Source organism: uncultured Campylobacter sp., assembly GCF_937997535.1.
Taxonomy (GTDB): Bacteria; Campylobacterota; Campylobacteria; order Campylobacterales; family Campylobacteraceae; genus Campylobacter_B.
Genome location: NZ_CALKTT010000005.1, coordinates 1 through 26481, shown reverse-complemented (window position 1 = coordinate 26481; position 26481 = coordinate 1). Strand labels below are relative to the sequence as shown.

At 48.4% G+C, this 26481-nt stretch carries 22 protein-coding genes and 1 rRNA gene; 10 read left to right on the top strand and 13 right to left on the bottom strand.

The genetic code is table 11. The features are described from left to right. Positions 1–5: 5 nt before the first annotated feature. From Q0117_RS00805 to Q0117_RS00775, 7 genes are all read right to left on the bottom strand, one after another. Entirely contained in the window at positions 6–728 is a 723-nt protein-coding gene (locus tag Q0117_RS00805; RefSeq protein ID WP_297921241.1) for a CorA family divalent cation transporter, read from the bottom strand. Positions 729–1447: 719 nt separating this feature from the next. Further along, positions 1448–3655: an endonuclease MutS2 gene (locus Q0117_RS00800; protein WP_297921238.1), complete on the bottom strand. Its 2208-nt coding sequence runs from the start codon at positions 3653–3655 to the stop codon at positions 1448–1450. Then, on the bottom strand, positions 3645–4436 hold the full coding sequence (locus Q0117_RS00795) for a hypothetical protein (protein WP_297921235.1): 792 nt from the start codon (positions 4434–4436) through the stop codon (positions 3645–3647). Before Q0117_RS00795 ends, Q0117_RS00800 begins: the two co-directional genes overlap by 11 nt. A 61-nt stretch (positions 4437–4497) precedes the next feature. Continuing rightward, positions 4498–5805, bottom strand: a complete 1308-nt coding sequence (gene murC / locus Q0117_RS00790; protein ID WP_297921232.1) for a UDP-N-acetylmuramate--L-alanine ligase — start codon at positions 5803–5805, stop codon at positions 4498–4500. Between the two features lie 494 nt (positions 5806–6299). Then, positions 6300–6869 carry a recombination mediator RecR gene (recR, locus tag Q0117_RS00785; RefSeq protein WP_297921228.1) on the bottom strand — a complete coding sequence of 190 codons (570 nt, stop codon included), beginning with the start codon at positions 6867–6869 and terminating at the stop codon, positions 6300–6302. Continuing rightward, complete coding sequence (locus Q0117_RS00780) at positions 6866–8107, bottom strand: ArsS family sensor histidine kinase (protein WP_297921225.1); 1242 nt, start codon at positions 8105–8107, stop codon at positions 6866–6868. The genes recR and Q0117_RS00780 overlap by 4 nt, the downstream gene beginning before the upstream one ends. After that, positions 8104–8775 (bottom strand): response regulator transcription factor, encoded by a 672-nt coding sequence (locus Q0117_RS00775; protein WP_005870149.1) that lies wholly within the window; start codon positions 8773–8775, stop codon positions 8104–8106. The genes Q0117_RS00780 and Q0117_RS00775 overlap by 4 nt, the downstream gene beginning before the upstream one ends. Positions 8776–8904: 129 nt before the next feature. On the opposite strand from Q0117_RS00775, the gene dnaJ reads away from it, so the two are divergent. The 4 genes from dnaJ to Q0117_RS00755 all read left to right on the top strand — a co-directional run bounded on the left by dnaJ (position 8905) and on the right by Q0117_RS00755 (position 12772). Continuing rightward, the gene (gene dnaJ / locus Q0117_RS00770) at positions 8905–9996 is read left to right on the top strand and encodes a molecular chaperone DnaJ (protein ID WP_297921222.1); all 1092 of its coding nucleotides are present in this window, start codon (positions 8905–8907) and stop codon (positions 9994–9996) included. 223 nt (positions 9997–10219) lie between these two features. Then, entirely contained in the window at positions 10220–11464 is a 1245-nt protein-coding gene (locus Q0117_RS00765; protein ID WP_297921219.1) for a hypothetical protein, read from the top strand. A gap of 214 nt (positions 11465–11678) precedes the next feature. Continuing rightward, positions 11679–12119 carry a hypothetical protein gene (locus Q0117_RS00760; RefSeq protein WP_297921216.1) on the top strand — a complete coding sequence of 147 codons (441 nt, stop codon included), beginning with the start codon at positions 11679–11681 and terminating at the stop codon, positions 12117–12119. A gap of 266 nt (positions 12120–12385) precedes the next feature. Further along, positions 12386–12772, top strand: coding sequence for a hypothetical protein (locus Q0117_RS00755; RefSeq protein ID WP_297921214.1), 387 nt, complete (start codon positions 12386–12388; stop codon positions 12770–12772). Positions 12773–12817: 45 nt separating this feature from the next. On the opposite strand, the gene Q0117_RS00750 is transcribed toward Q0117_RS00755, so the two are convergent. The 3 genes from Q0117_RS00750 to Q0117_RS00740 all read right to left on the bottom strand — a co-directional run bounded on the left by Q0117_RS00750 (position 12818) and on the right by Q0117_RS00740 (position 16177). Further along, positions 12818–14149 carry a M48 family metallopeptidase gene (locus Q0117_RS00750; protein ID WP_297921211.1) on the bottom strand — a complete coding sequence of 444 codons (1332 nt, stop codon included), beginning with the start codon at positions 14147–14149 and terminating at the stop codon, positions 12818–12820. After that, a complete protein-coding gene (locus tag Q0117_RS00745) occupies positions 14110–15432 on the bottom strand; it encodes an MATE family efflux transporter (RefSeq protein WP_297921208.1) in 1323 nt (440 codons plus the stop codon). The genes Q0117_RS00750 and Q0117_RS00745 overlap by 40 nt, the downstream gene beginning before the upstream one ends. A gap of 304 nt (positions 15433–15736) precedes the next feature. After that, positions 15737–16177, bottom strand: coding sequence for a GNAT family N-acetyltransferase (locus tag Q0117_RS00740; protein ID WP_297921205.1), 441 nt, complete (start codon positions 16175–16177; stop codon positions 15737–15739). 218 nt (positions 16178–16395) lie between these two features. Here Q0117_RS00740 and Q0117_RS00735 point away from each other — a divergent pair, with 218 nt between their 5' ends. Beyond that, a complete protein-coding gene (locus tag Q0117_RS00735; protein ID WP_297921202.1) occupies positions 16396–17382 on the top strand; it encodes an amidohydrolase family protein in 987 nt (328 codons plus the stop codon). Positions 17383–18421: 1039 nt separating this feature from the next. Here Q0117_RS00735 and Q0117_RS00730 read toward each other — a convergent pair. Further along, positions 18422–19156, bottom strand: coding sequence for a hypothetical protein (locus Q0117_RS00730; protein WP_297921199.1), 735 nt, complete (start codon positions 19154–19156; stop codon positions 18422–18424). A gap of 79 nt (positions 19157–19235) precedes the next feature. On the opposite strand from Q0117_RS00730, the gene abc-f reads away from it, so the two are divergent. Genes abc-f through Q0117_RS00710 form a run of 4 tightly spaced genes read left to right on the top strand, consistent with a single transcriptional unit; the run spans position 19236 to position 23856 of the window. Next, positions 19236–21182 carry a ribosomal protection-like ABC-F family protein gene (abc-f, locus tag Q0117_RS00725; RefSeq protein ID WP_297921196.1) on the top strand — a complete coding sequence of 649 codons (1947 nt, stop codon included), beginning with the start codon at positions 19236–19238 and terminating at the stop codon, positions 21180–21182. Between the two features lie 5 nt (positions 21183–21187). Continuing rightward, a complete protein-coding gene (locus Q0117_RS00720; protein WP_297921193.1) occupies positions 21188–22396 on the top strand; it encodes a M48 family metallopeptidase in 1209 nt (402 codons plus the stop codon). Continuing rightward, a complete protein-coding gene (prmC, locus tag Q0117_RS00715) occupies positions 22383–23183 on the top strand; it encodes a peptide chain release factor N(5)-glutamine methyltransferase (protein ID WP_297921190.1) in 801 nt (266 codons plus the stop codon). The genes Q0117_RS00720 and prmC overlap by 14 nt, the downstream gene beginning before the upstream one ends. A 7-nt stretch (positions 23184–23190) precedes the next feature. Continuing rightward, positions 23191–23856 carry a uracil-DNA glycosylase family protein gene (locus tag Q0117_RS00710; protein WP_297921187.1) on the top strand — a complete coding sequence of 222 codons (666 nt, stop codon included), beginning with the start codon at positions 23191–23193 and terminating at the stop codon, positions 23854–23856. A gap of 450 nt (positions 23857–24306) precedes the next feature. Here Q0117_RS00710 and Q0117_RS00705 read toward each other — a convergent pair whose 3' ends face one another. Beyond that, the gene (locus tag Q0117_RS00705; protein ID WP_297921184.1) at positions 24307–24702 is read right to left on the bottom strand and encodes a YbgC/FadM family acyl-CoA thioesterase; all 396 of its coding nucleotides are present in this window, start codon (positions 24700–24702) and stop codon (positions 24307–24309) included. Further along, positions 24692–25216 (bottom strand): DUF4149 domain-containing protein, encoded by a 525-nt coding sequence (locus Q0117_RS00700; protein WP_297921181.1) that lies wholly within the window; start codon positions 25214–25216, stop codon positions 24692–24694. Before Q0117_RS00700 ends, Q0117_RS00705 begins: the two co-directional genes overlap by 11 nt. Before the next feature lie 822 nt (positions 25217–26038). Between Q0117_RS00700 and Q0117_RS00695 the strand changes: the two genes are divergently transcribed. Further along, positions 26039–26481, top strand: a 16S ribosomal RNA gene (locus tag Q0117_RS00695); the annotation flags it as partial.

The following is a 26481-nucleotide window of genomic DNA, read 5'->3' as shown; positions in this document are numbered from 1 at the left end:
CCGCTTTAGTTTCGCTTTTTGACGTAAAACATAAAAAAGCCGAGCATCGCTACGAAAATCACGCACATCGCAAGTGTTACGATGAGCGTGCCGTGCGCCGAGCCGCTTAAAAACAGTCCCGTCGTGTTCATCCCGAAAAAGCTCGTGATGAAATTTAGTGGCAAAAGTAGCGACGAGATGATCGTGAGAATGTAGATGTTGCGGCTAATTTTGTCATTTTTGAGACCCTGGATGAACTGATAGATATCCTCGATCCTCACGGCGTATTCGCTCATTACGCCCTTGAAAACGCCCGCTTCGTAGGCGTAGTTTTTCAGCCGCTTTTTAAGGGCTGCTTGCTCGTTTGCGCAGATGAGCAGCGCTTCGTAAAAATGCGAAATTTTGTTTTGAAATTTGCGGATTTCGTATTTTAGGACAGAGTGCCTTTTCATAAATTTTGAAAAATCGCCGCGGCGCGTGTAGATTTTTTCGTAATTTTCAAGCTCTGCGGAGTGCTCTAAAATTTTATCGCGATACTGCGCGAGGATCTTTTTTACGACCGCGAAAAACTCCTCCTCGCTGCTAAGCCGCACCTCGCCGTCCGCGTCATCTTGCGAATAGATCGCGCCCGCATCAAAAATAAAGCGGTAGTTTTGCTCGCGCGGCGCGTCCGTCACGAAGTACACATACTCGCGATCCTCGGCGTAGTAATAGCCCGAAACGCTGCGCTTTTCGGTAATCGGGTTCAATGAGGCCTCCTTATTCAATCGTTTTAAATTTACGAAATTTCAAAATTTCGCTGCCACTTAAATTTTATCGTATTTGGAATTTTAAAATTCTTTTGCGCTTGGAATTTTAAAATTTTAAGCACGAAAGAATTTTATCATTGGTGAGATTTTATGCGACGCAGTCGCAATTTAAATTTAACGCGGACGTAGTCCGCACCGCTAGCGTCGCGCGGGTGGGGGTTGGTAAGGGGGCGGGCGCGCCTCGCAACTCTGAGCGCCGCCCCCTTACGAATATCGCACATAATGTACCCAAGCGCTAGGCTATATCATAAAATTTTGTAAAAATTTACAAAATAAAATTTCATTCCTAAATTCACAGCTCGCGAAATTCACGCCGTGATTTCTATTTTCTTGGGGCGGGAAGGAGGCTTGAATTGCGAGGCCACACTTCTCGCAGAGACGGCGCTGCCCCGCAGCACCGCATTGCTCTGCTCGCCCACAAACCCCACCCATCCCCCTACGACGCTTTAAGCGGTGCGGACTGTGTCCGCGCTGTATTTTCTATTGCGGCTACGCCGCATGAAATTTCAGCGAAAAGCCAAGTTGCAAATTCTGCGGCGAAATTATACGTTAAAAACACCCATGCTCTTGCAAAACCTCGGCGAAGGCATAGATGAAATGGGGCGAATTCCGCATAGTTCGCGCTGGCGTCTAAAGCGAAAAGGCCTTTGAGCCTAAGCCTAAAGTGAGACAACCTTTGAGCCGAAGCCCCCTTCTGCGGGCGTGCCGTCGCGAAAGCCCTTGACGCTAGGGTGCGATTTTAAAAACTCCTTGACCGTGAACGCGAGCTTGCCCGTGCCGATGCCGTGCTTGACGATGATCTCATCAAAGCCCATCACGAGGCTTTGGCTGATGAATTTATCAAGCCTGCTGATCGCTTCCTCGGCGCGTAGGCCGTGCAGATCGAGCACGAGCGACGCGGAGGTGGGCTTTTGCACCTTGATGCTGATATTTTTTACGGGCGCGGGTACCGCACCGCTGCGCTTTAGCTCGCTAAGCGGCACGCGCAGCCTGATGTCGTCGCTTAGCATCAGCGCTTGGGTTTTGCTAAGCGATAAAATTTCGCCCTTGATCTTGCCGTATTTTACGCGATCGCCCACTTTAAAGCTTTGCGGCTCGGGCGCGCTAAGTTCAGGCTGCTGCACGGCCCGTGCGAACTCGTTTGCGCGGTTTATGGCGCGCTGCTTTTCGCGCACGTCGCTTAGGCTCACGCTGCGTTTGGCCTCCGAAATGGCGCGGTAGTATTCGTTTTGCAGCCTTGAAAGTTCCGCCTTCAGCTCGCTTTGCGCGCGCTCGCGCTGATCTTTTAGCGCCTCGCTTAGCGCGTCTAATTTCTCCTCTTTTTGTTGCGTCTGCGCCAGCTTTTGTTTTAGCTCAAGCTCTAAATTTATCGCTTTTGAGATCGCTTCGTTTAGGTTCTCTTTGCTCTCGCCGTAGTTTTTGCGCGCCGCGGCGATCAAATTTTGCGCTATGCCGTAGCGCAGCGCGGTTTCAAAGGCGTAGGATTTGCCGATCGTGCCCTTTAAAAACTCATACTTCGGCGCGCTGTTTTTCTCGTCGTAAAGTGCCGCCAGCAGCTCTACGCGCGGATCCTTTGCAAGCAGCATCGCCAGGCGCTTGTGATGCGTGGTGATGATCATCTTCACGTCGCCGCTTATCAGCTGCTCGATCATCGCGCCGTATAGGCTCGCAGCCTCCTCAAAATCGGTACCCAGCTCGATCTCATCGACGCCGATTAGAATTTCTTTGCGCCCGAACAGCTTGCTAAAGGCAACCATCCTGCCCGCAAAGGTCGAGATGTCGTTTTTGGAGTTTTGCGGATCCTCCATTATGAGCTCGAACTCTTTAAAGGTGCCGATGCGGCTGAGGCTTGCGCGAATAGGCATCGGAAGAAGGTACTTAGCTAGCAGCGCCGCGCTTAGAATGCTTTTTAAAAGCATCGATTTTCCGCCCGCATTCACGCCGGTGATGAGCAGAATTTTGCCGCTAAATTCCACGCTCACGCGCTTTGGATTTTTAAGCGCGGGGTGGGCGAAGCTGTCTAGGACGATATCGCGCGAGGACTCGGGCAGGACGAACTCATAATCGCTCGCTCTTGCCATCGCGGCGCGCGCAATCAGCGCGTCGATCGCATCGAAAGCGGCGTTTATAAATTTCAGAAAGGCTAAATTCTTATTAAAAACCGCGCTGATCTGCTTGCAGTGCTCGAAAACGATCTGCTCTTTTTTGTCCAAAATCGCGCTTTGAGCGGACTTTAGAGCCGCGATCGCGTCTGGAAGCACGTAAAAATAGCCTCCGCTTGAGCGCGCTACGACGCTGCCTTTTAGCACGTGATTAAAGCCGCCGCGCACCAGCAGAGCCTCGGTGTCGCTTATGTAGTGGATCTGCGTGTCGGCGAGATAGGGCGAAAGGGCTTTGGAATAGATCAGCCTTTTTAGCGTCTGCTCGATCTCGTCCTTTTTTATCTTAAACGCCTCGTTCAGCGCGCCGAAGCGCTCGTCTATCGCGTCGCGAAAGCCGCCCTGGTCGTCGAAATAATCCTTTAATTGCGCGATGGGCTGCGGGATCTCAATCTTTGCAAGCCAAGCGGCGAGTTTGCCTTCGAAGGGCTGCTTTTTGAGATACAGAAAATATCGGACGATTTTGCTAAACTCGTAAATTTCGCTGATATGAAGCACGCCGTGTTTTGAGATGCGCATCAGCGCGTCGTCTAGGTTCGCGACGCTCTCGCACTGCGCGAGATCAAATTTCGTAAGTTCTGAAATTTTTTCAAAATTTAGCTTGCTATCGCCGCTTAAAAACAGCGGCTTTTCGCGCGCCAAAAAGCTTTTAAATTTCTCTAGATACTCGCCCAGATCGAGGCGCGTAAAGAGTTCGTCACTGATCATAAACGCACTCTTTGATCTTGTAGGTTTTGCCTTTAAATTCCGCGCCTACGCTTTTTTTGGCGATGAAAGCGCCCAGCGAAAAGGAGTGGGTGAAGCTCTCTCGCGTTACGATCTGCGCGGAGCTTTGCAAATTTAAGCTCTGCGGCGCGGAATTTTGCGTATTTTTAGAATTCTGTGCGGAGGCTTGGGGATCGGAGATTTGCGTGTTGCCTCGTTGCGCTGAATTTTGTGAGGCGGAGCTTCGCATACCTTCTTGGCTCGCGGAATTTTGCGGCGTGAGACTCTGCGTATCGCCTTGCTGCGTAGAATTTTGCGAAATAGGGCTTTGTGCGGAATTTTGCCCGCTCGAAACAGCGTCGCTAGTTTGCGCGGAATAGTTTTGCTCAGCGGAAGCCTGCTCGTTCGTTTGCACCGCGGAGCTTTGCGCGGCGGAAGCGGCCTCACCCTGTGCGTTTAAATTTGCTTCGTCGTCTTGTGAACCCAAATTTTTCGCATCCGCGCTGTGTTTTTCGGAGAAGGAATTTGCCGCGCCGCGAGCTTCGGCGGCGGAATTTATCGCGCCGCCACATCTTAATCTGGCGCCCGCGTTAAATTTAAACACCATCTCCTCCTCAAGCTTGGCGGATCGCTCGCTCGCGCTTTCGTAAAAATACGCCCCCGCGCACAGCAGCACGATCAGCGCCGTGGCGATGATTTTAGCCCTTTTGCTTAAAATTTCGTCCCGCACGAAAAAGATCGCCGCGATAAATAAAAATGCGAAAATAAACACTAAAAATCTCAAATTTTATCCTTGCCCGCCCGCAGCGGAGTTTGGCTCGTAAATCGGACGAGAGTTTTCAAGCCTAAAATTCTCCGCGCAGCTGATAGGTGATGTCGCCTGCGCCGAAGCCAATCACGAGCCCGTCGTTTATGATGTGGCGGACGCCGAAAATATCGCTAAATTCTATCTTCTCGCCGTTTCTAAAGACCCGCTCGGTAAATAGCGCGCCCAGTCCCTTAAATTCCTCTTTCAGATCGATACCGTTGCTCGGCTCGCCCGCGGCGTAAACGGGCAGCACCACGAGCTCTTCTACGCCCGCAAAGCACTCTTTAAAGGCGTTTAAATTCGCCTTAAGCCTGCTGAAGCGGTGCGGCTGAAAGATCACTGTAATCTTGCTAAGACCTAGCAAGCTAGCGTATTCGCGCGCGCTTTGCAGCGTGGCTCTGATCTCGGTGGGGTGGTGGCCGTAATCATCGATCAGCACGAAGTTTGGGGTGGCGCATAGGATGTCGAAGCGCTTTTTAATCCCTTTGTAATTCAGTAAATTTTTGCGGATCTGTTCTAGCCCCGTCTCGCACGCGGCAGCAAGGATCGCTAGCGACGCGTCTATGGCGATGTGCCTTCCTAGCCCGTAAACCTCGAAGCGCCCGAGCTCTTTAAGATTAAAGCTCATAAACGGCTGATGATCGCGCAGCAGCACCTTCAGATCCGTTATGTCGCGCGAAGGAAAGAGCTTGATACAGCCGAGCTTAATGGAGCTTAAAAACTCATCCTCGGCGTTTATCACGCGGATCTTGGCGCGCTCCAAAAAGCCGCGATACGCCGCGTGAAATTTATCCAAATCGTTGTCGTAATGATCCATATGCTCGGGCTCGGCGTTCGTTACGATCGCGACGTAGGGGTTGGAATTTAAAAAGCTCGAATCGCTCTCATCGGCTTCAAAGATAATGTTTTCGCTGTTTTCGTATTTCATATTCGAGCCAAACTGCTTGGAGATCGCGCCGATGATGACCGAGCCGTTTATCAGCGCCGAGGTTATCGCGCTCGTGGTGCTTTTGCCGTGTGCGCCGGCGACTGCGAAGACGCGCTTGTCTTTTAGCACGAAGGGCAAGGCCTCCTTGCGCGAGAGGCAGACGATCCCCTTTTTGCGCGCGGCTTGCAGCTCGACGTTGTCCTCTTTGATCGCGGCGGAATAGATGACGATCTCCTGATCCTTGATCGCCGAAGCGTCGTGCGGCGTGATGATCTCCATGCCGTCCGCTCTTAGCTTGTAGGTCGTCTCACTCTCTTTGATATCTGAACCCGAAATGATAAAATTTTTCTCGTGTAAAAATCTCGCTAATGCCGATATTCCTATGCCGCCGATGCCGATAAAATGAACCTTTTTCACCTTTGTCCTTAAATAATATAATAGATAATTACGTTTAAATTTTTAAATCCCGCGTGGGCGAAATTTAAAAATTTAAGCCATTCCACGCGCCTTGAAATCCACCTTTAAATTTTACGAGCTCGCCGCGTCGTGCAACCCCATCTCGCTACTTCCAAATCCGCTTTTAAAATTTAGCGATCTAAATTTGCCTTTAAAATTTCGCTTTTTAAAATTTGAGCGCTTGAAATTCCTCGCTCAAAACTTCGCTTCGAAACGGCGCGCTTAAATTTTACGGCTAAAACTCGCCGTTAAAGCCTTGTGGCGAGCGAGGCGCCGCTGTGCCTACCGCATCGTATCGCGCCCTGAAGCCGCGTAAATTTCGTCGCACGTCGATTATTTAAATTTAGCGCCTCAAATTTCGCCGTTTGGGCTCCGCGGTAAAGCCTATTCGCCGCTTTGCGCTTTAAATTTAGCTGATAAATTTACCCGCATAAATTTAAAATTTCGTCGAAATTTTAAATGTCAGTGCGCCCGTTGATCGCCTTTATCAGCGAGAGCATATCGACGTTATCTAGGCTCACGCCCGTAGGCACGCCTTGGGCAAGCTTAGTAAATTTCAAACCCAGATCCACGAGCTTGTCTTCGACGTAAAGCATTATGCCGTCGGAGTTGATGCCCGGCGTCAGCGCGAAAATCAGCTCGCTCGCGCCGTTTCGGCTCACCATCTCGCGTAGCGCCGCGATTTTATCTTCGTCAGCGGCGTCTAGCACGAAGTAGCGACCGTTGTAAATTTTATTGCTCTCTAAAATAAAGATATCTTTGGGGTTTTCGACGATGCAAATTTTATCGCTCTCGCGCTCCTCATCGGCGCAGTATTCGCAGATCTCGCCCTCACATACCGCTCCGCAGATGCGGCATCTGTGCAGTCCGCGCACCGCCTCTTCGATATTGTGCGCTAAATTTAGCCCCAAAAAGGAGTTTTGCACGCTTACGTAGTACGCAAAGCGCAGGGCGGACTTTTTGCCCACGCCAGGGAGCTTTTCAAAGCTTGCGACGAGCTCTTCAAACCTGCCTGTGCCGCTCATATAGCGCCCTTCGGCGAAAAGACGATCGAGAAGTAGTGCGTACCGTCGCTGTAATTGTACTCGAAGCGGAATTTATGCAGCTCGCAAATTTTATCGATGATGTAAAGCCCGAGCCCCATGCCGGTGGCTTTCTCGTCTTTATTTCTGATAAAGGCCTGCTTGTAGTGCTCGAATGATTTTGCAAGCGCCGCGCCGCGGTTGGCGACGCTGATCTTATTTTCGTCGCAGATGATCGCGATCTTTTTATCGGCGGAATATTTTAGGGCGTTGTCGATCAAATTTTTAATCGCCAGCGCGAATAGCCCGAAATCCACGTTTATCACCGCGTCACACTCGATGTTTTCGCTGATGAGCTCGTCCCAGTTATCGAGCATCGACATATCTCTTACCTGCTCTAAAATCAGGCTGAAATGGTAGTCTTGATAGTTGAGCGAGTAGCTTTTTGAGAGGAGTTGCTCGATTTTAGCAAACTCGTTGATTAAAATTTCAAGCCGCTCAAAAACGTTTACGAGCCGTACCTTTTGCGTCTCGTCCTCGAGCATCTCCGTAATGAGCCTGCCCTTACCGATCGGGGTTTTGAGCTCGTGCATGATAGTGCGCAAAAACAGCTGGCGCGATCGGATCAGCTCTTGAATTTTGGCGATCGCGTTGTTAAATTCCTGCGCGACCTGCCCGATCTCGTCCTCGCTGTGAGTAGCGGCTAAATTTACGTCCAAATTGCCTTGGGCGAATTTTTTGATATTTTTGCTTAGTTTTTTTAGCGGCGTGAAGCTCTTCATGATCGACAGATAAAGCGAAACTAAAACCGCGACGGTGAGGAAAAACCCGACCCAGAGCGGATCGTTTAAATTTTTCGTGCCGATACTTTCAAAAACGACGATGAAGGAGTTGTTTTTGATATTTAAAAAGAGCGAGTTGTTGTACTCGACCGAGCTAAATTCCCCGATCGAGGTGTCTTGAACGAAAAATTTCTTCCCGCTAGTGCCGATATTTTGGATAACGTTTTTGTCTTTGACGAGCTCGAGCCCGAAATTTGAAAAATACTGCTCGATGTCGCTAGGCGGGGTATTGCGCTTGTAAAGCTCGAGTAGATAATTTACCGCGTTTATCTGGTTTGCCTGCATCGCCCCCAGGGCTTTGCTCATCTGGATGCGCCCGAAAGTGATAAAAAGCGTGCATACCAGAATAAGCGCGATTACGAAAAATACGGTGATCTTCGTGATTAAGGAGTGTTTCATCCGATGAGCTTGTAGCCGATACCGCGAACCGAAAAGATATGCTTAGGCGCTTTGGAACTATCGCCGATTTTGGTGCGTAGGCGCCCGATGATGACGTCTAAGCTCTTTGAGTCCTTATCTTTTAGGCTCTTGCAATGGTATACGAGCTGCTCGCGAGATACCGAAAAACTATGCTGCTTGATTAGGTATTCTAAAATTTCATACTCCGCAGGCGTTAGCACGAGCGACTCCTCGCCGAAGTAAATTTCATGGCGCTTGTCGTCGATACGAAATACGCTATCCGTGGCGGTTTCTTCCTTTTCGCTGGCTTTTTTATAGCGGCGGATGAGGCTCATGATGCGCGCGTGCATCTCTTTTGGATCATAAGGCTTCGGTAGATAATCGTCCGCTCCGATCTGAAGACCTACGACGCGATCGCTCACGTCGCTTCTAGCTGAGCTGATGATGATCGGAATGTCGTATTTCTCGCGGATCTCTTTGCAGACTTCAAGCCCGTCCATCCCGGGAAGCGTAAGATCCAAAATCAGTAGATCGTAGTTTTTGATCCCTGCGCTAATGCCCAGATACGGGTCTTCGAAGTTTGTAACTTGGATGTTAAATTTAGCCAGATATTCGGTTAGAAGCTGTGCGAACTCGCTGTCGTCTTCTATCATCAATACATTTATCATTTTTTATCCTTTGCATCGTTGATTTGAAATTTTAAATATTGCATTATACATAAAAATAGTTAAGTCTTAACTTGCGTTTTATTAAATTTAGATAAAATTGCCCCTTTTGTATAGTTCAAGGAGAATTTCGTGGAAGAAGATTATTATGAAATTTTAGGCGTGGCGCGCGATGCCGACGCCGAGACGATAAAAAAGGCGTTTCGAAAGCTCGCTTTGGAATTCCACCCCGACCGCAACCAAGGCGATAAGGAATCGGAGGAGAAATTTAAAAAGATCAACGAAGCGTATCAAATTTTAAGCGACGATCAAAAGCGCAGGATGTATGATCGCTACGGCAAAGAGGGCATCAGCGGCGCATATAGCGGCGCGAGCGGCGGAGGATTTGATTTTAGCTCGATTTTCGGCGATTTTTTTGAGCAGGCATTTGGCGGAGGCGGTCGTTCACGCCCTAGCGATCCATACGGCATAGATACCGAGCTGGCCGTAACGCTGGAGTTTAAAGAGGCTTTAGAGGGCGTTCACAAGGAGATAAAATACAAGATCAAAAAGCCGTGCTCCACCTGCGACGCCACCGGCTCGAAGGATAAAAAAAGACACACCTGCTCCGCTTGCGGCGGTACCGGGCGCGTCGCTGTAAGGCGCGGATATATGAGCTTCATCCAAAGCTGCTCCGAATGCGGCGGCACGGGCGAAATCGTAAAAGACAGGTGCAAGGATTGCGGCGGCAAGGGCTTTACCGAGGAGGACGTGAGCCTTAAATTTGACATTCCTGCAGGCATCGACGACGGGCAGCGCGTGCGCCTAAGCGGCAAGGGCAACGTTTCTAAAACCGGCGAAATCGGGGATCTGTACGTGATAGTGCGCGTGAAGGAGGATAGCCACTTCCTGCGCGACGGAGACGACCTGTATATCGAAGTGCCGGTGTTTTTCACGCAGGCGATCTTGGGCGAGAGCATAGAGGTGCCGACGCCGCGCGGCAAGGCGGAGTTGAAGCTCAAAGTAGGCACGAAGGACAAGCAGCGCTTCACGATCTACGGCGAGGGCGCGCCGAATATCCGCACCAAGAAAAACGGCGATCTGATCGTGCAGGTAAACGTCCAGACGCCTAAAAAATTGAACGAGAAGCAAGAGGCGCTTTTGCGCGAGCTTCAAGAAAGCTTCGGCAGCAACGGCGGAGACGACGAGGGGATACTCGATAAAATCAAGAATTTTTTCAAGTAATCTGCCTTGATCTGCCTCGATCTGTTTTGAGCGGCGGTCTTGCGGTTTTATTCACCAAAGTACGGGATTTTCGCTTGGAATCTCGCTAAGAGTTTGGATGTAATTTCGGTGTAAATTTCGTGTCATTATTTGGATAAAATTTAATTAGCATTTAATATTATTTAAATTTAAAGATTATTAATATTAGTAAAGCAAATTAAAATTTTTATAATTAAGAGGTAGGATGATGTTAAAACAAATTTTAAATGTAGCGTTAGCATATGTTGGGGTTATTGTCGGTGCTGGATTATCGTCCGGTCAGGATCTGATGCAATATTTCGTCAGTTTTGGCAAATGGGGTATTCTTGGAGCCGTTATTCTTGGTATCCTCAATGCCGTCTTTGGTAAAATCATTATTACATTCGGTAGTTATTTTAGATCCAATGATCACTTTGAAGTTCTTTCACAAATTGCTGGATCTATCACTAATAAAATTCTTGATATTTCTTTAATTATTTGCTGTTTTGTGGTAGGTTTTGTCATGATTGCCGGGGCTGGATCAAATCTTAATCAGCAATTTGGCATGCCATTCTGGTCAGGAGCACTCCTATGTGCCGTATTGATAATCCTTGTTAGCTTTCTTAATTTTGAAAAAATCACGAATGTGATCGGAATATTTACGCCTATTATTTTTATCATGATTATGATTATGGCAGTATATACCTTTGCAAGTCAACGTTTTGATTTTAAAGAATTAGAAACAATTGCAAATACAATCTCTACTCCAATGCCAAATATCTGGTTTTCTGTTCTGAATTATTTTTCGCTCTGCGTTATGACAGGTGTATCAATGGCTTTTGTATTAGGGGGATCCATTATGAGGATTGGTGTAGCAGAAAAAGGTGGTACTTTGGGTGGATTTATAATCGGTATTATCATCACAGTTACAACCTGTATCTTATATGCAAATGTAAAACTTGCAACGACTGTTGATATTCCTATGTTGGCTATTGCCAAACAGATTCACCCTGCATTTGCATTTGTGTATGCACTTGTTATCTTCGGCTTGATCTTTAATACTGCTTTCAGTTTATTCTATGCCTTAGCAAAACGTTTCTCATCTAATCAATCAAAACGTTTTTATCCAATTATGATTGGCACCGTAGTTGTAGGGTATATATTATCCTTTATGGGCTTTAAAAAATTAGTATCGATTATGTATCCAATTCTAGGTTATATTGGTTTTATAATGTTGATGGTATTACTAATTGGGTGGATCAAAGAGAGGTCAAATGTTAGAGATGAGAAGTTTTTGCGTCGCAAGATGATTCGGTTGATCACAAAAAAATATGATGATGAACAGGAATATACGAAGGCAGATAAAGAAAAATTTCAGAAGCTGGGTGAGGATTCAATAGTTGATACTAAAAGTATTAAAAGCGATATCAAAGATCTTGTCAAAGAGCAGTTCACTGATGATAACAAATAAATAAAGTTCAAAAAAATAAAGAAAGAACGATTATTTGAATTGGTTGAATTTTAAAGGGCGGTAAAGGATTTCGCTTGAAATAAAAAGAGCTCGGGAAACCTTGATTAGCCTAATTTAATATAATGATTTTAAAAAGATTAAATCAAACATATTTTCTGTTCTTTATCGTAAAAATTTCAAAATAAAAGCAACTATGAATTTAAAAAGGACAAAGATGGATCGCAAAAACGAGCCTACAAATTTCAAATCCGCGGATGATGAGATGTTTGCGTTTTTATCGAGCTTGGGCGATTGCTGGCAGGTGAGCGAGGGTGGAGTGAAATTTATAGAGGAAAATTTCACCTTCGTCGGCTCCAAGCCCGTCTTGCGGGGATTGAAAGATTATGCGACCGCGGACTGCCTGAGCTTTGCCGGTGCCAGAAGCTTCATAGACGCAAATCCCGCGGCAAAAAAGAGGATTTTAGGCGGCGAAATCTGCTATCTGGGCGATAGTCTAACGAGCGCCGAGGTTAAATTTGCGCCCGAATATTTTTACAATTTTTTAAAATTTATAATGGAGCAAGTCCCCGAACACCACTATTTTTTCAGCCCTACTGCGCGCTGGCTCCTGCTGGTTGCGATGGAGAAATACGTGGAATTTGCGGCTTTAGATTAGCGTTTGGATCCGCGAAAATTTGCGAAATTTCGCCGATTTAAGGCGTGAAAAATTTTATCTAGGTATAGATAAGCGTGTATGACACGGTAATTAAAATTCGCTTGAGCTAAAAAATTTCATTTTAAGATTTACGGAAGTAAAATAACAGATCAAATTTAAAGGCACCCCATGAAAAATCCAGAATGGCTAGGCAAAGAAATTTATAGAGTGGAAAGAAGTAAAATTTTTGGGCACTTAAGACCGTATTTATCGTATGCGGTATTATATTGCTAGTGTATACCGGTTGGTATAGGGGTGATATTATTGGTATTTCTATCTCATTTATTATATTTTTAATGCTCATAATGCTATTTACAGAGCAGACGTTTCGAAAAATTATATTTTATGAAAATGGATTTGTAATATCTAATTATTTTACGAGAGTATTTAAATATGATGAACTAAAATTAATATATTTGCAATTTTCGTCTGGACTATTTTTTAAAGAAAATGCTCCGCTTATAATAAATTTTGGCTTCAAGAAATTATGGATAGAGGGACTTATCTTTGACATCAATACATCGTTAATACAAAAAAATGAGATCGAAAGAATAATAGAGATTTTTAAACTAAAAGAAGTTCATTATGACGATAGTGCAAAAGCAGGGATATAAAAATAGGCAAAATATTGCTATTGCGAAAGCTCTTTGAGGCGGTCTTTATCCCTTGCCTAGCTTGATACGTGCCCTAAAATCAGGCATGATCTGCGCGATGAGCGCGTAAAAATCCGCTCCGTGATTTGCATGGATGAGGTGCGCGAGCTCATGCAGCACGACGTATTCGACGAAGCGCGGATCCCGCTCTATCAGGCTTAGCGAGAAGTTGAGATAGCCCTTGGCGTGGTTACAGCTACCCCAGCGCGTCTGCATTTTGCGCACCCGCACCCGCGCGATCTTGCGGCCTATCCGTGGGGAAAGCTTCGCGATATAGCGTAGGTAAAGCTCAAGCGCAAAGGCCTTTTTAAACGCCGCAAACTCGCCCTCACTCTCGCAAAAGATCACGTCTCGTGACATGAGAATCTTATCTTTAAATTTAGAGCTTTTGATAAAATTTTTGATCGTAAAATCCGGCTCGATATCTGCCGCTTGCGTGCTTTGTGCTACATTTTGCGGCACGTTTTCGCTCGCGGCTTTTGAAATTTTTTCGCTCATAAACGGAATTTCTTCGCCCACGACAGAGCTAAAATTTGAAATTTCTCCGCTTGCAACGGGTTTAAATTTTAAAATTTCGTCCCTTGCGGTGGAGTTAAATTTACCTGCGTCATCGCTTTGCGGAGCGCGCCCGTTTGAGTGAAATTTTAAAATTTCGCCGCAGGATTGCTCGCGGACACTTTGTGACGCCGTATTTATAAATTCGCCGCTTTGTCGCATTTCGCTCTGTTGCGCTAGCCCCTGCGCCGCATCGTCCGGTAGGTCAAATTTCAAATCCTCGCTTGCCGCGCCATTTTGTGAGGCGCACTCGCCCGAGTGAAATTTTAAAATTTCACTTCCCGCACCGCCGTCCGCACCGTCATTCATGCCGCCCATGGAATTGTTTGCGCTACCGCTCACATCGCCGCCATTGACGCCGCTACCGCCTATGCCTGCGCCGCTTTGTATTACGCCGCCCGCGTGACTATTCGCATCGCCATTCGCCCAATTCACGCAGCCTTGTGCGCCGCTATCGCCTAAACTTTCATTCGCGCCGCAGTCTGCGCCGAGCTCAGCCTCGCGGCTAAATTTCAGCTTGTAAATTTTGCCTAAAATTCTAACCTGATCGCTCGCTAGTAGCTTACTTCGCAGCCGCGCAAGCGTTTGGCGGATCCAGCTTTCGTGCTTTAGGATGAAGTTTTCTGCCTGCGCCGTGGTATAGGAGCGCGGCACGCTTACGCTGATTTCGCAGTCCTTGCTAATGCGGATGCGCGCGTATTTCATCCGCTTAAAACGCAGGCCAATCGGCAAGCCTAGCAAATTTAGACTAACTTTTTGCTCTGCCATTTTTTGCTTATCCATCGCGCCGTATTCGCGCTGCCGCGCAGCCACTCGTCGCAGAAAAACCCGATCCAAACGCCCAAAATTCCATATCCCAGATGAATGCCCAAAAGCCAGCCCACGGGGATTGAGACGCCCCACATAAAGATCACGCCCATCACAAAGGGAAACCTCGCGTCGCCGCTTGCGCGCAGGGCATTTACGAACACGATATTAAGCGTCCGTCCGAACTCAAGCCCCAGCGTGAGGTAAAAAAGCGGCCGCATTACCTGCTTGTGCGCCTCGTTTAGGCTCAATATCTCCATAATCTGCTCGCGCGCTAAAAACACGATCGCGACGAAAAGTGCCGTAGCCCCAAGCCCAAAGCGCAGCGCGGTAAATGTGTGCCTATATGCTTCCTGCGGCTTGGCGGCGCCTACGAGGCGACCTACGATCACTTCGTTTGCCATACTGATCGCGCTTCCGCCGAAGAAGATGAATGATGAAATTTGAAAATAGATCGTCTGCACGGTAAGGCTCGCCTCGCCCATACTCGCGACGAAGGCGAATGCGACCAGATACTGCACGATCCACAGCATGTTTTCGCCCGCGCTAGGAAGCCCTACGGATAGAATTTTACGCAGCGTGGCGAACTGGATCTTTAAAAACATCGTGAGGTAAAATTTTATCTTTAGCACCTTCGTGATGATGAGGAAGAATAAACATACGCCGATCATGCGCCCCGCGATCGTGCTCACGCCGATGCCCTCAAGCCCGTAATACGGCAGTCCGAACGGCCGAAAGAGCACGACGTAGTTGCCTGAGAGCGTTACTAAATTCATCACCACGGAGACCGCGATGATGAAATTTGCGTATCCGTAAACGCGCACGATGGCGCTAAGCACGATCGCTACGGCGTCTATCGCAAATACGATGCTGATGACCTTAAGATAGATCGCGCTTTCGCTCAAAAGCTCGGCGGGCACTTGCAGCGCGCGGAGCAAAAACGGCGCGCAGCTAAAGACGAAAACGCCGCTACAAAGCCCCACGAGCGCGTTAAATGCGATGCTCGTGTGGATCGCGCGCATGGCTAGGACTTTGTTTCTTGCCCCCAGCGCCTGCGCTACGAGAACCGAGCAGCCCACGGCGAGGAAACCGAAAACGGTGACGAAGAGCAAAAATATCTCGTTGCCCGCGCCCAGCGCGCCTACTAGCGAGACGTCCACGCGCGAGATCATGTAGGTGTTGATAAACGTGGTCACTAGGCGCAAAAACATATCGACGTAGATTGCTAGCGAGAGCCTTAGTAGCGAGATTTCTTTCATATTTTGCCTTTATTGGGGGAAATTGTAGCCGAAAATTCTTTTAGGTTTGCTTTTGCGCAGGAGGGGGCGAGCGGAGTTGTTTTCACGCGCTGCGCGGCATGCGTAAAATTAGAATTTACGGCGCTGCGCGCGAATATACGGTGATTTGACGCGGAGGAGCAAGAGCATACGTAGCCGCATATCTCGCGCGGCGATCTGTAGTAAAGAAGTAAGGAAACGGCTCAGAATTCCACGCGATTTAAAATTTAAAAGTCGCGTGAAATTTTATTAAATTTATGCCGGTTGGAGTAAATTTCGCTTTCCGCTAGATCGAATTTCGCTTCCTCATATGAACCGTGAAGTGCTCCGACGCGTCCTTAAAGCCGCACTTTTGTAGGAATTCTCCGGCGCCCTCAGCTTTGTGCAGAGGAGTAACGACAAAGGTGGTGGTGTGCGCAAAGCGCTTATTAAAGGCATTTACGAGCGCCGTGCCGATACCGCGCCTTTGGTAATCCTTATGAACTATCACGCAGTAAAGATAGCTCGTAGCGAAGTTGTCGCGGTCGCAAAATGCCTCCAGCACCCCCACGGTCTTGCCCTGCGTTTTGGCGATCGCCACGTAATCATAGGTGCGCCACACCCTGTATGTCTCGTGCGGCGGCACGGAGGCTGCATTTTGCTCCGTATCCCAGCCGATCGATACCATTATCTCATCTAGATCGCTAGGCTTAAAATTGGCGGAATTTTCTAAAATTTCAAACTCCATCTTCGCTCCTTAATTGAAATAGCTTTTCAAATCGCAAGTATATCGCCGTAGCTTTAAAACGGCATTAAATATCAATTAGCGGCTCTTGTGGCGAGGTTTAAATTTTAAAATTTAAAGGCGAGGCAGGGCGCGGAGCGTAAATTTAAGCTCGAATTTAAAATTCTAACCATTTACCGCAATTTGATATAAACTCGGCAAAATTTTCCCAAGGATCCCCGATGCAAACGCTTGATTTTCACGTCCATCTGCTAAGCAAGGAGGTGCACTTCGACCGCCCTTATGACAGGCTCGCGCTGTGCCTTTTCGGCAGGCGCTTCGGTATTGACGTATCGCGCGCGATCAAAGAGCCATACGAAGCCTATGTGGACGCTCTGCTCGGCGGGCTTAGGGCTTCGAAATACGTTAAAAAGGCGGTGCTTTTCGGCGTGGATGCTAAATTTAGCGACGCGGGCGAGCTAATCCATCGCGATAAGACCGTCTGTGCGGATAACGACAGCGTGTTTGAAATTTATCAAAAAAACCCAGGTCTCATCGTGCCGTTTTTTAGCATCAATCCGAAGCGAGCGGACGCGCTAGATGAGATCGATCGCTGCTTCGAGCTCGGATTTAAGGGGGCGAAATTTTTACAAAATTATTGGGATCTGGATACGAGGCTGCCTCGCTACGTGCCGTATTTTGAAAAGCTCGCCAAGCTCGGCTTGCCGCTGGTGATCCACGTCGGCAACGAAAGCTCGGTGCCCAGCACTCGCCGCTGCGAAGCGCTGGAGATGATCTACGCACCGCTTGAGCTGGGCGTTACGACGGTGTGCGCGCACATGGCGATTAACTACGAGTATTCGCATATTTTTCGTGCGCTCTCGCGCCGTCCGCGAAATTTCGGACACGATTATTTCGCGCTTCTGGCGCTTCTGCGCACGCACAAAAACCTCTACGCCGACGTTTCCGCGCTGATGACGCCGGTGCGCGCTAAGGCTCTGCCGCATCTAGCGAGCCAAACGGACGTGCACTCGCGCCTACTTTACGCTTCGGACTTTCCGGTGCCGTATTCTGCGATATACAACACCTACGATCTGCGCCTGTCGCAGCGTATCGCGCTGCATAAAGAGTCCAACCCTTTCGATCGCAACGCGCGCGGACTGCTAGCGTATTTCGGCGAGGATAGCGAGCTGTGGAGCAACTACAAAAAAATTCTGCCCTTTGCATAGATGGTGAAATTTAGGGCGTGCGGTTAGAATTCGGTGCATTTGCAGCTTTTCGCAGTTGGTTCCGAGCAAATGTAGCAAATGACATAGTGAGCGCGAGTAATGGAGCGGTCGGCGCTGTCTGTATAGCGAGAGAAAAGGCGAAACATGCGTCGGGCAAAGCGCTCAGTAGAGAGCTGATAATGAAGCATGCGCCGCGAAATTTCGCAGGATGAATTTTACAAACGGTAATTCGCGAAATTCCGCATATTACGCCGCCGCAAATTCGGCAGGTATCGGCCAAGTGCGCCCGCCCGACGCTAAATTTTAAAATTTAAACCGAGCAGCACGTATCGTAGTATCAAAGCACTCTTTGGCGCAGCGCAAATTTTGAAATTTCAGCAGTTTAATTTAGTTCGCAGGTACGCTAAATGAAACGGTGAGATCATACACGGCTCGCGCTGCTGTTAAAATTAGCTTGTAGGCACGCTAAATTCTATCGAGTGCGACTACAAGGCGCGTATGATAGAGTTTAAATTTAGCTTGCAGGCGCGCTAAATCCTAGCTGCGACATAATTTGCTTTAAATTTTATAATGACGGCTCGCTTGAAATTTTAAACCACTAGCGCAATCTGCAAAAATTTAGCGACATCCCGCCTGAAATCTGCATTGCACCACGCCGCCTGTGCCGCATCGGCGCCGCGTCGCATGATTTACGCTCAAAGCTGCTAAAATACCAACGACGCTCCGTGTTGTTAGTGTACTTATGGCGGAACTACCGCTTTACGCGAGTATAGTATGACGACGCGCTGTCCTATTCACGCCGAATTGCGCTGCACTATTTTTGCCACACCGCTTGCGCTATAAAATTTAACGCGGGTTTGTTTTAAATTTCATTTCATCGCACAAAAAAACCGCTGGCGAGAAATTCTAGCGGCGGCTCGCTTTAAATTTACGCTTCGTGCCGCTTCTCGGCTCGTTTGTTTCAATCTCTCGCAGCGCCTATTTGTCGCGCCTGCCGTTTAATTGCCCGCCCCGCTAAATTTTAAAATTTACCCGAATTTTAGAAGTTTACCAGCTTTAAAAGCGCCTTTGAAATTCTTGCGATCTCATCTTGCATGTGCCCGCCCGGATTTTGCTCAAACTCCGCTTTTGCGCCCGCGCCGCGGCATTTTGCGATGAAATTTCGCGCCGTCTCGCCACAGAGTGCTCCGCGCGGATTTTTCGGGTCCATCTCGGCCTCGCCCAAGGACGCGTAGACGTGCGCCAACCCCTGTTGCGGCGAGTGTGCGGTGACGAAGGCGTCAAAGCCGCTAAACCAAAACGACGCCGAGACGCAGGCGATCTTTTGAAATTTATCGCTAGCAAACGCCGCATACGCGCTAAAAAGCCCTGCCAGCGAGTATCCTGCGCACGCTCGCCACGCAGGTTCGCCCGCGCCGAATACGTGCCGTTCGATACGCAGGATCAGCTCGTCCGTAAATTTTTTCAAATGCGCCGCGCCGCCGCCTGAGAAATCGTGCACCCCTTTAAACGGCGATTTTGCCGCCCACGGGCTAAGCTTATCGCCCCACTGCGCCTCGTTTAGATAGATCGCCGCAAGCACGAAATCTGCGCCGCTTCGTCGCGAGACGAGTTCGTAAATTTCGCCCACACTGGCCGCGCTAAACTCCAAGGCGTGCAGGTAGATGATCGGTGCGGACGCGGCTTCTTTTGTAAAGGAGGGCGCAGCCGCAAAAGACGGCGCGTGCGGGGCGAAAATTTCTACGCGCAGGTCGTTAAATTCCAAACTTTGCATCGCTGAACCTTTAAAAGTTATTAAAATTTAATAGAATTTTGTGTAAAATCACCGAATTTAACACTAGAGGAACTTAAAATTGGCTTTGATCGAGCTTATCGATGTTACGAAAAAATTCGGCTCTCACGTCGTTTTAGACGGCGTAAATTTCGCACTGGACGCTAACGAGCGCGTCGCCGTGATCGGCAAAAACGGCGGCGGCAAGTCCACGCTGATGAAGATAATTGCAGGTCTGTGCGAGATTGACGAGGGACGCGTGATCACTCAAAACGGGCTAAACATCCAGATGCTCGCTCAAACGCCTAAATTTGACGAAAATCTCTCGGTCAAAGACGCGCTGCGACGGGAGCTAGCCGAAATTTACGCCGCCCTTAGCGAATACGACGCGATCTCGAGCAAAATCGCCGCACAGCCCGAAAACAAGGAGCTTTTGGCGCGCCAGGACGAGCTGATTAAATTTATCGAGGCCAAGGACGGCTGGCAGATCGACAATAAGATCGAGCAGGTGCTGCAAAATTTCGGGCTTAAAATTTACGAAAACCGCTCGGTCTGCACGCTTAGCGGCGGCGAAATTCGTCGCGTGGCGCTGGGCGCGCTGGTGCTTAAAAAGCCCGACGTGCTGCTGCTGGACGAGCCCACGAATCACCTCGACGTCTATATGGTGAAATTTCTAGAGGAGATGCTGCTTAGCTCGAAGCAGACGATTGTTTTTATCAGCCACGATCGCTATTTCATCGACCGCTTGGCGACGCGCAGTATCGAGATCGAAGAGGGCAAAATTTCAAATTTCGACGGCGGATACGAGAATTATCTGAGGCGCAAGCAGGAGATGCTTGCTTCGCTCGAGAAGTCTCACGAGACGCTGCTTAAACAGCTGCGCGCCGAGGAGGAGTGGCTGCACCGCGGCGTAAAGGCGCGCCTAAAGCGCAACGAAGGGCGCAAGGCACGTATCATGCAGATGAGGCAGGATGCGAAGAAAAACCCGGGCGCGATCCGTCGCGTGCGACTCGAGCTGGAGCGCGCGAGTAGGAGCTTTAACGGCACGGGCGGCGACAATCGCAAAAAGATGCTTTTTGAATGCACGAATATCGGTAAAATTTTAAACGGCAAAGTGCTTTTCAAGGGCTTTTCGGCGCGGGTTTTGCAGGGCGAGCGCATCGGCATCGTAGGCGCTAACGGCGCGGGCAAAAGCACTTTGCTTAAAATTCTACTCGGTCGCAGCAAGATCGATGCGGGTGAGATCAAACGCGGCGAGATCAAGATCGGCTACTTCGATCAGACCCGCAGCGGCATCACGGACGATAAAAGCATAGTCGAAATTTTCTGTCCAAACGGCGGCGATCACATCAACGTCCGCGGCAGCTACATGCACGTATACGGGTATTTGAAAAATTTCTTGTTTCCGAAGGAGTTTTTGGATAAGCCCGTGGGCGTGCTTAGCGGCGGCGAAAAGAACCGCCTGGCGCTTGCCAAGCTCTTTACCGAGCAGTACGATTGCTTGATTTTGGACGAGCCGACGAACGATCTTGATATCGCGACGATCAATATTTTGGAAGACTACCTGCTAAGCTTCGAAGGTGCGGTAATCATCGTAAGCCACGATCGCTATTTCATCGATAAGATTACGAATAAGCTTTGGGTTTTCGAAAAAAACGGCGTCATCGATCAAATTCAAATGCCCTATTCGCAGTATCTGGAGTTTGAAGACGAGATGGCGGAGATTGACCAGATCGAGACCGATGCGGGCGCGAGCACAGACGAAGGCGGCCGCGAAAACAAAAAGGAAAAAACGAGCGCCGCGAAGCTTAGCTATAAGCAGAATAAAATTTTAGAGGAATATCCCGCTAAAATCGAGGCTATCGAGGCGCGCATAAAGGAGCTAAATCACGCGCTTTCGACGCCTGAAATTTATCAAAAGCTCGGTATGCAGGGGCTTTTTGAAGAACTTGAAGAAAAAAGAGGAACGTTAAACAGTATGGAAAATGAATATTACGAAGTACTCTCGCTCGCCGAGAGCCTAAAGTAGGCGCGATGGTTTGGTTTTTGATCTTTTTATACGCGCTTTACACGATTTATAAAATTTCGCTCGATCTGCTTGAGCTAAGCTTCATCCGCGCCAAGCTAAAAGAGCCTGCAGTGGTGCTTAGCGAGGAGGATTATCGCAAGGCGGGCGAGGTCGGCGCGGTAAATTTAAAATTTAATATATTTTCGCACTGCTTTTCTTTTGCGGTGGCGCTTATTTGGATACTTGCGGGCGCGGGCGCGTTACAGCGCGCGATATATGATCTAGCTGGCGACGGGATTTTGGCGGGAAGCTGCTTCGTAACGGCGTTTTTAATCATCGGCGGCGCGATATCGCTTCCGCTTGAAATTTATAAAACCTTCGTCAAAGATCGCCGCCTAGGCTTTTCCACGATAACGCCCGCCGTTTTCGTAAAAGACGCGCTAAAATCGCTCATACTCACGCTGGTTTTCGGCTTTGCGGTAGCCTCTGCGCTCGTTTTTTGCGTAAATAGCCTGGGCGCGCACTGGTGGGTTTGGGGCTTTCTGCTAAGCTTCGGCATAGTTTTACTGATAAATTTAATCTATCCGACCGTTATCGCGCCGCTGTTTAATAAGATGCAGCCGCTAGAGCATGGCGAGCTGAAAGAGCGCATAGAGGGGCTTTTGCAGCGCTGCGGCTTTAAAAGTAGCGGCGTTTTTACGATCGATGCGAGCAAGCGCGATAAACGGCTAAACGCCTACTTCGGCGGCTTCGGCGCGACGAAAAAGGTCGTGCTTTTCGATACGCTCATAGAAAAGCTGAGCGAGGATGAAATTTTAGCCGTTTTAGGGCACGAGCTCGGGCATTTCAAACACGGCGATATTTTGAAAAATTTAGCGCTTAGCTTTGTGCTTTTAGGCGCGACGTTCGCGGTATTTGGAAACCTCCCCGGGGGCGTATTTAGCGCGCTAGGACTTAACGCAGATGGCGGCGCGACGCTGGTTTTTATGATTTTGTTTGCGCCGATCTTGCATGCGTTTTTTGAGCCCATAATCTCCAAGCTTAGCCGCATGCACGAATTTAGCGCAGACCGGCATGGCGCGAGCATGCAGGATAAAGAGAGCATGATCGGCGCGCTAAAGAAGCTGGGCAGCGAAAACAAGGCATTTCCGCTCGCTCATAAAATTTACGCCACGGTGTATCATTCGCACCCGAGCCTGTATGAGCGCATAAGAGAGCTTGATGAGGATCGCTGAGGCGCTAAGATGGGGCCTGCAGCAGTGCGGCTCAAAATACGTCGCACGCGAAATTTTAAAGCTTTGCGAGCGACTTAGCGATGAGCAGCTCGTGCTAAAATGCTCGGAAGAGCTCGCGCACGAAGCGGAGTTTCGCGCTAAGATCGTTGAATTTAAAGACGGTCGTCCGCTTGAATACATCACGCAAAGCTGCGAGTTTATGGGCTTTAAATTTTACGTCGATGAGCGGGTGCTGATACCGCGCTGCGAGACCGAAATTTTAGTAAAAAAGGCGCTTACTTTGGCGCAGAGCTTGGGTGAGCCGCGCATTTGCGAGATCGGCACGGGCAGCGGTATAATCGCTATATGCTTAAAAAAGCTACTTCCCGCTTGCCGCATCGCGGCTAGCGACATCAGCGCGGATGCTCTGCAAGTAGCGCGCGCAAATGCCACAAATTTGGGCGCGGACGTCGAGTTCGTACACTGCGCCTACGCGGATGAGATCGCGGGCGAGTTTGATCTCATCGTCTCAAATCCTCCATACATCGCAAACTCCTACGCATTGGACGCGCGCGTGCTACAAGAGCCGAAACAGGCGCTGTTTGGCGGCGAGAGGGGGGATGAAATTTTAAAACGCATCGTGCTGATCGCCGCACGGCGCGCAAAATTTCTAGCCTGCGAGATGGGCTACGATCAAAAGCAGAGCTTAGCGGCGTTTTTGCGCGAACAGGGCTTTAAGGCGGAATTTTACAAAGATTTGGCGCAGTTTGATCGCGGATTCGTCGCGCGAAATTTAAACAGATCGTAGGCACGCCGTGCAAAGCTCGCAACTACGCAGGCTGCTTTATTACAAAGCGTTCGGCTACCGCTACGTAGGCGCCGAAATTTTAAGCGGCGGCGCGCGATTTTTCAAGGCGCTGGACGCGCTGCAATCCGCTACCGCCGAGTGCAATCTCTGTGAACTTGCCAAAACGCGCGCGGGAAGCGGCGAGCAAAATTTTAAAAATTTCAAAACTATCAAAAATTTTAAAAATTCTAAAACCCCTGCGAACGTAAAACTTATGATCGTAGCTCTCGCACCGGGCGCTAACGAAGGTTTTGGCGGCGGTTTGGAGGCTGAAGTATCAGCGGCGCTAGATCAAATTTGCGCGCCCGAGCAAATCTATTTTAGCTTTCTGATAAGGTGCGCAGTGCCGCAAAATAGGCGCATAAGCTCGGAAGTAATTTTAAAATGCGCGCCCTATCTTGCCGACGAGATCAAAATTTTAAAGCCCAAAGTCGTGCTTTGCCTAGGGGAGCTCTGCTGTAAAATCGTGCTGCGAAACGGCGATCTAGCGGGCATGGACGTTCTGCACGGCTCGGTCTTTAACGAGGGCGGCATCAGCTTCGTACCAAGCTTCGATCCCACATTCATCGCGCAAAATCCGAGCAAAGCGGAGCTTTTCAAAGAGGATCTGCAAAAGATAAAAGAGCTGCTGTGAGGCGCATTTGGCGCTCGTTTTGCGCGGGCGTCGCGATTTTCATTGCGGCGGGCAAGCAGACGGGGCGAATTTAACCTGCTTAAATTTCACGGACTAGCGGGATTTTATCGAGGCAAAACACAGACTCGATCTGCGCGGGTTGAAATTTAATGGCGAGAAATTTCATAAAGCGGCGGAGTAGAGCAAAATTTAACGCCATTGCAAAATTCTGATATTTTAATTTTGTTTTCTATCTGGCTATCTCTAGGTGCGTAGGCGATTTATGTCGCGACGTAGCGCTAAATTTAAACCTCAGTGTCGAGTGAAATTCTATGTCGTAAAATTTTATCTAACCCGCAAAATTTATTACCGCCTAAGAACTCTGCACATTCTTGGATTTTACGCCGAAAGCCGGTCTGCGCTATGTTTGTGCCGCACACGACTAGGCAAATTTGAACCCGCGAAATAAATTTATCTTAAAGATTTGAAAAATTCTAAAATTTCGGCGCTAAATTTGATCGGCTTGCCGTCTTTTACGAAGGCGATTTTTACGTCCTGCGCGTATAAAAGCTCGCTGAAATCTGCGTTTTTAATATCTTTGATCTTGTAAATTTCTTGCCGCAAAAGGGCGCTGGCGTTTTTGAGCGCGGCTAGGCTAGTGTGAATTTCAAGCGTATCGCCGAGGCGCGCAGGGCGGAGGAATTTAGCGCAAAGCTCGCTAACTACGAAGTGTGCGTCCGCGCGCGCGAAGTCCACCCCGGCCTGCATAAGCGCCTCGCTGCGCGCCCGCTCGCAAAATTTTATGTAGTTGGCGTGATACACGATGCCCTGCGCATCGGTATCTTCGTAGTAAATTCTAATCTTCATCCCGCGTGTCTTTCGCCGCTGCACCATCTCTTGCGGCCAGGGCGGGGAGGATTTTTGCGAAAAACAGCACCGTTTGAAACACGATGATGAGTTTCATGCACCACTCGCTAGCCGCGTGGATTTGGGCAAATCCCTGCGTCATCGTCGCTTCTGCGCCGATCTTTTGGGCATTTATGACGTAGTCAGTAAAGTAAAGCACGAAAAGTAGGGCAAGTATGATATTTACAAGCGTCAGCATCAGGGTCGAAAGGCGCAAGCGAAAGGATTGCGATTTGTTGTTGTTGAAATTTATCATCTCAAAAACGAGGCAGATGATCGAGACTGCGATGAGGATGCCGCCGTATTTTACGAAGATCTCGCTCATTAGCTTGCCGCTTTGGAAGTGCGATAGCACGCCCTCTCCGATAATCTGCTGCGGGAAAAACACCACGGGTGCGACGAGTGCGCCGAGCGAGAGCTCAATGCCGATAAGGGCTGCGATGATGAAGATATAGATAGAAAAAATTGCGCGCATAAAGGTCCTTTTAAATTTTAAATCGGACGTGATTATAGCGAAATCTTATAATCGTGCGCTTAAGCGTTTTGTAGGCGGGTTTTTGGGCGAATGGGTGCAAGGGGTCGTGATATTACGGCATATCGCGGTATGATTAAATTTTTAAATCTTTGGATACGGTCGTTTGCGAAATTTATAAAATTTTTACGGAGGCTAGAGATGAAATTTGTGCCAGGCGCGTTAAGGATAAAATTTCATTATAAAATTTAAAATTTTCCAAATCGTTTTTTAAATTTCTCTTGCGTATTCAGCCCCCTTTAAGCATCACTCTTGTATAATCACAATTCTGTTTCGCACCGAGCCGAACCTGCTTCCTTAACTCTTAAGTCCTAGTAGTTTTAGCCTTTTAGCGAACGTGTTTTTTAAAATTTTAACTGTTAAAAACAAATATCTTTAGTCAATCTTTGAAATCTAAACAAGTGATCGATTGAGCCTATGGATTAAGATTTAGATCGCCGGATCGAAATTTAGAGAATTCTTTACGTCCGTAACGAATATCTAATTAGCATCTAGCTTTAAACTAAACCTATCCATAAAAACAATGTTACAAAAACATAAAGTTTTTAGATTAAAAACTTCATATCAACTCTCTAAAGCTTGATTCAATTATTTGAATCTGAACTAACGAAAGTTTCGTTAGTTTTAAAATTTAATTATGCGGATAATAGGTTTTATTTGCATAATATACGCCGCTTCCGATAGAAGCGGTGTGCTTTAGAGGTTTCCAAAGGGCGTAGCTCTTTGGTCGCAAAGACTAGCTTCGCTAGTCTGCGAAATCAAATAAATATGGAGAGTTTGATCCTGGCTCAGAGTGAACGCTGGCGGCGTGCCTAATACATGCAAGTCGAACGGAATTTAAAAGAGCTTGCTCTTTTAAATTTAGTGGCGCACGGGTGAGTAATATATAGCTAATCTGCCCCTTGCTGGAGGACAACAGTTAGAAATGACTGCTAATACTCCATACTCCTTTTTACCATAAGATAAATCGGGAAAGAATTTCGGCAAGGGATGAGACTATATCGTATCAGCTAGTCGGTGGGGTAACGGCCTACCGAGGCTATGACGCGTAACTGGTCTGAGAGGATGATCAGTCACATTGGAACTGAGACACGGTCCAAACTCCTACGGGAGGCAGCAGTAGGGAATATTGCGCAATGGGGGAAACCCTGACGCAGCAACGCCGCGTGGAGGATGACACTTTTCGGAGCGTAAACTCCTTTTGTTAG

What these genes read in the sequence shown, in the direction of transcription:
- Q0117_RS00800 (WP_297921238.1), bottom strand. Translation starts at nt 3,655, where the DNA reads ATGATCAGTGACGAACTCTTTACGCGCCTCGATCTGGGCGAGTATCTA.
- recR (WP_297921228.1), bottom strand. Translation starts at nt 6,869, where the DNA reads ATGAGCGGCACAGGCAGGTTTGAAGAGCTCGTCGCAAGCTTTGAAAAG.
- Q0117_RS00780 (WP_297921225.1), bottom strand. Translation starts at nt 8,107, where the DNA reads ATGAAACACTCCTTAATCACGAAGATCACCGTATTTTTCGTAATCGCG.
- Q0117_RS00775 (WP_005870149.1), bottom strand. Translation starts at nt 8,775, where the DNA reads ATGATAAATGTATTGATGATAGAAGACGACAGCGAGTTCGCACAGCTT.
- Q0117_RS00765 (WP_297921219.1), top strand. Translation starts at nt 10,220, where the DNA reads ATGATGTTAAAACAAATTTTAAATGTAGCGTTAGCATATGTTGGGGTT.
- Q0117_RS00760 (WP_297921216.1), top strand. Translation starts at nt 11,679, where the DNA reads ATGGATCGCAAAAACGAGCCTACAAATTTCAAATCCGCGGATGATGAG.
- Q0117_RS00750 (WP_297921211.1), bottom strand. Translation starts at nt 14,149, where the DNA reads ATGGATAAGCAAAAAATGGCAGAGCAAAAAGTTAGTCTAAATTTGCTA.
- Q0117_RS00745 (WP_297921208.1), bottom strand. Translation starts at nt 15,432, where the DNA reads ATGAAAGAAATCTCGCTACTAAGGCTCTCGCTAGCAATCTACGTCGAT.
- Q0117_RS00740 (WP_297921205.1), bottom strand. Translation starts at nt 16,177, where the DNA reads ATGGAGTTTGAAATTTTAGAAAATTCCGCCAATTTTAAGCCTAGCGAT.
- Q0117_RS00735 (WP_297921202.1), top strand. Translation starts at nt 16,396, where the DNA reads ATGCAAACGCTTGATTTTCACGTCCATCTGCTAAGCAAGGAGGTGCAC.
- Q0117_RS00730 (WP_297921199.1), bottom strand. Translation starts at nt 19,156, where the DNA reads ATGCAAAGTTTGGAATTTAACGACCTGCGCGTAGAAATTTTCGCCCCG.
- Q0117_RS00720 (WP_297921193.1), top strand. Translation starts at nt 21,188, where the DNA reads ATGGTTTGGTTTTTGATCTTTTTATACGCGCTTTACACGATTTATAAA.
- prmC (WP_297921190.1), top strand. Translation starts at nt 22,383, where the DNA reads ATGAGGATCGCTGAGGCGCTAAGATGGGGCCTGCAGCAGTGCGGCTCA.
- Q0117_RS00705 (WP_297921184.1), bottom strand. Translation starts at nt 24,702, where the DNA reads ATGAAGATTAGAATTTACTACGAAGATACCGATGCGCAGGGCATCGTG.
- Q0117_RS00700 (WP_297921181.1), bottom strand. Translation starts at nt 25,216, where the DNA reads ATGCGCGCAATTTTTTCTATCTATATCTTCATCATCGCAGCCCTTATC.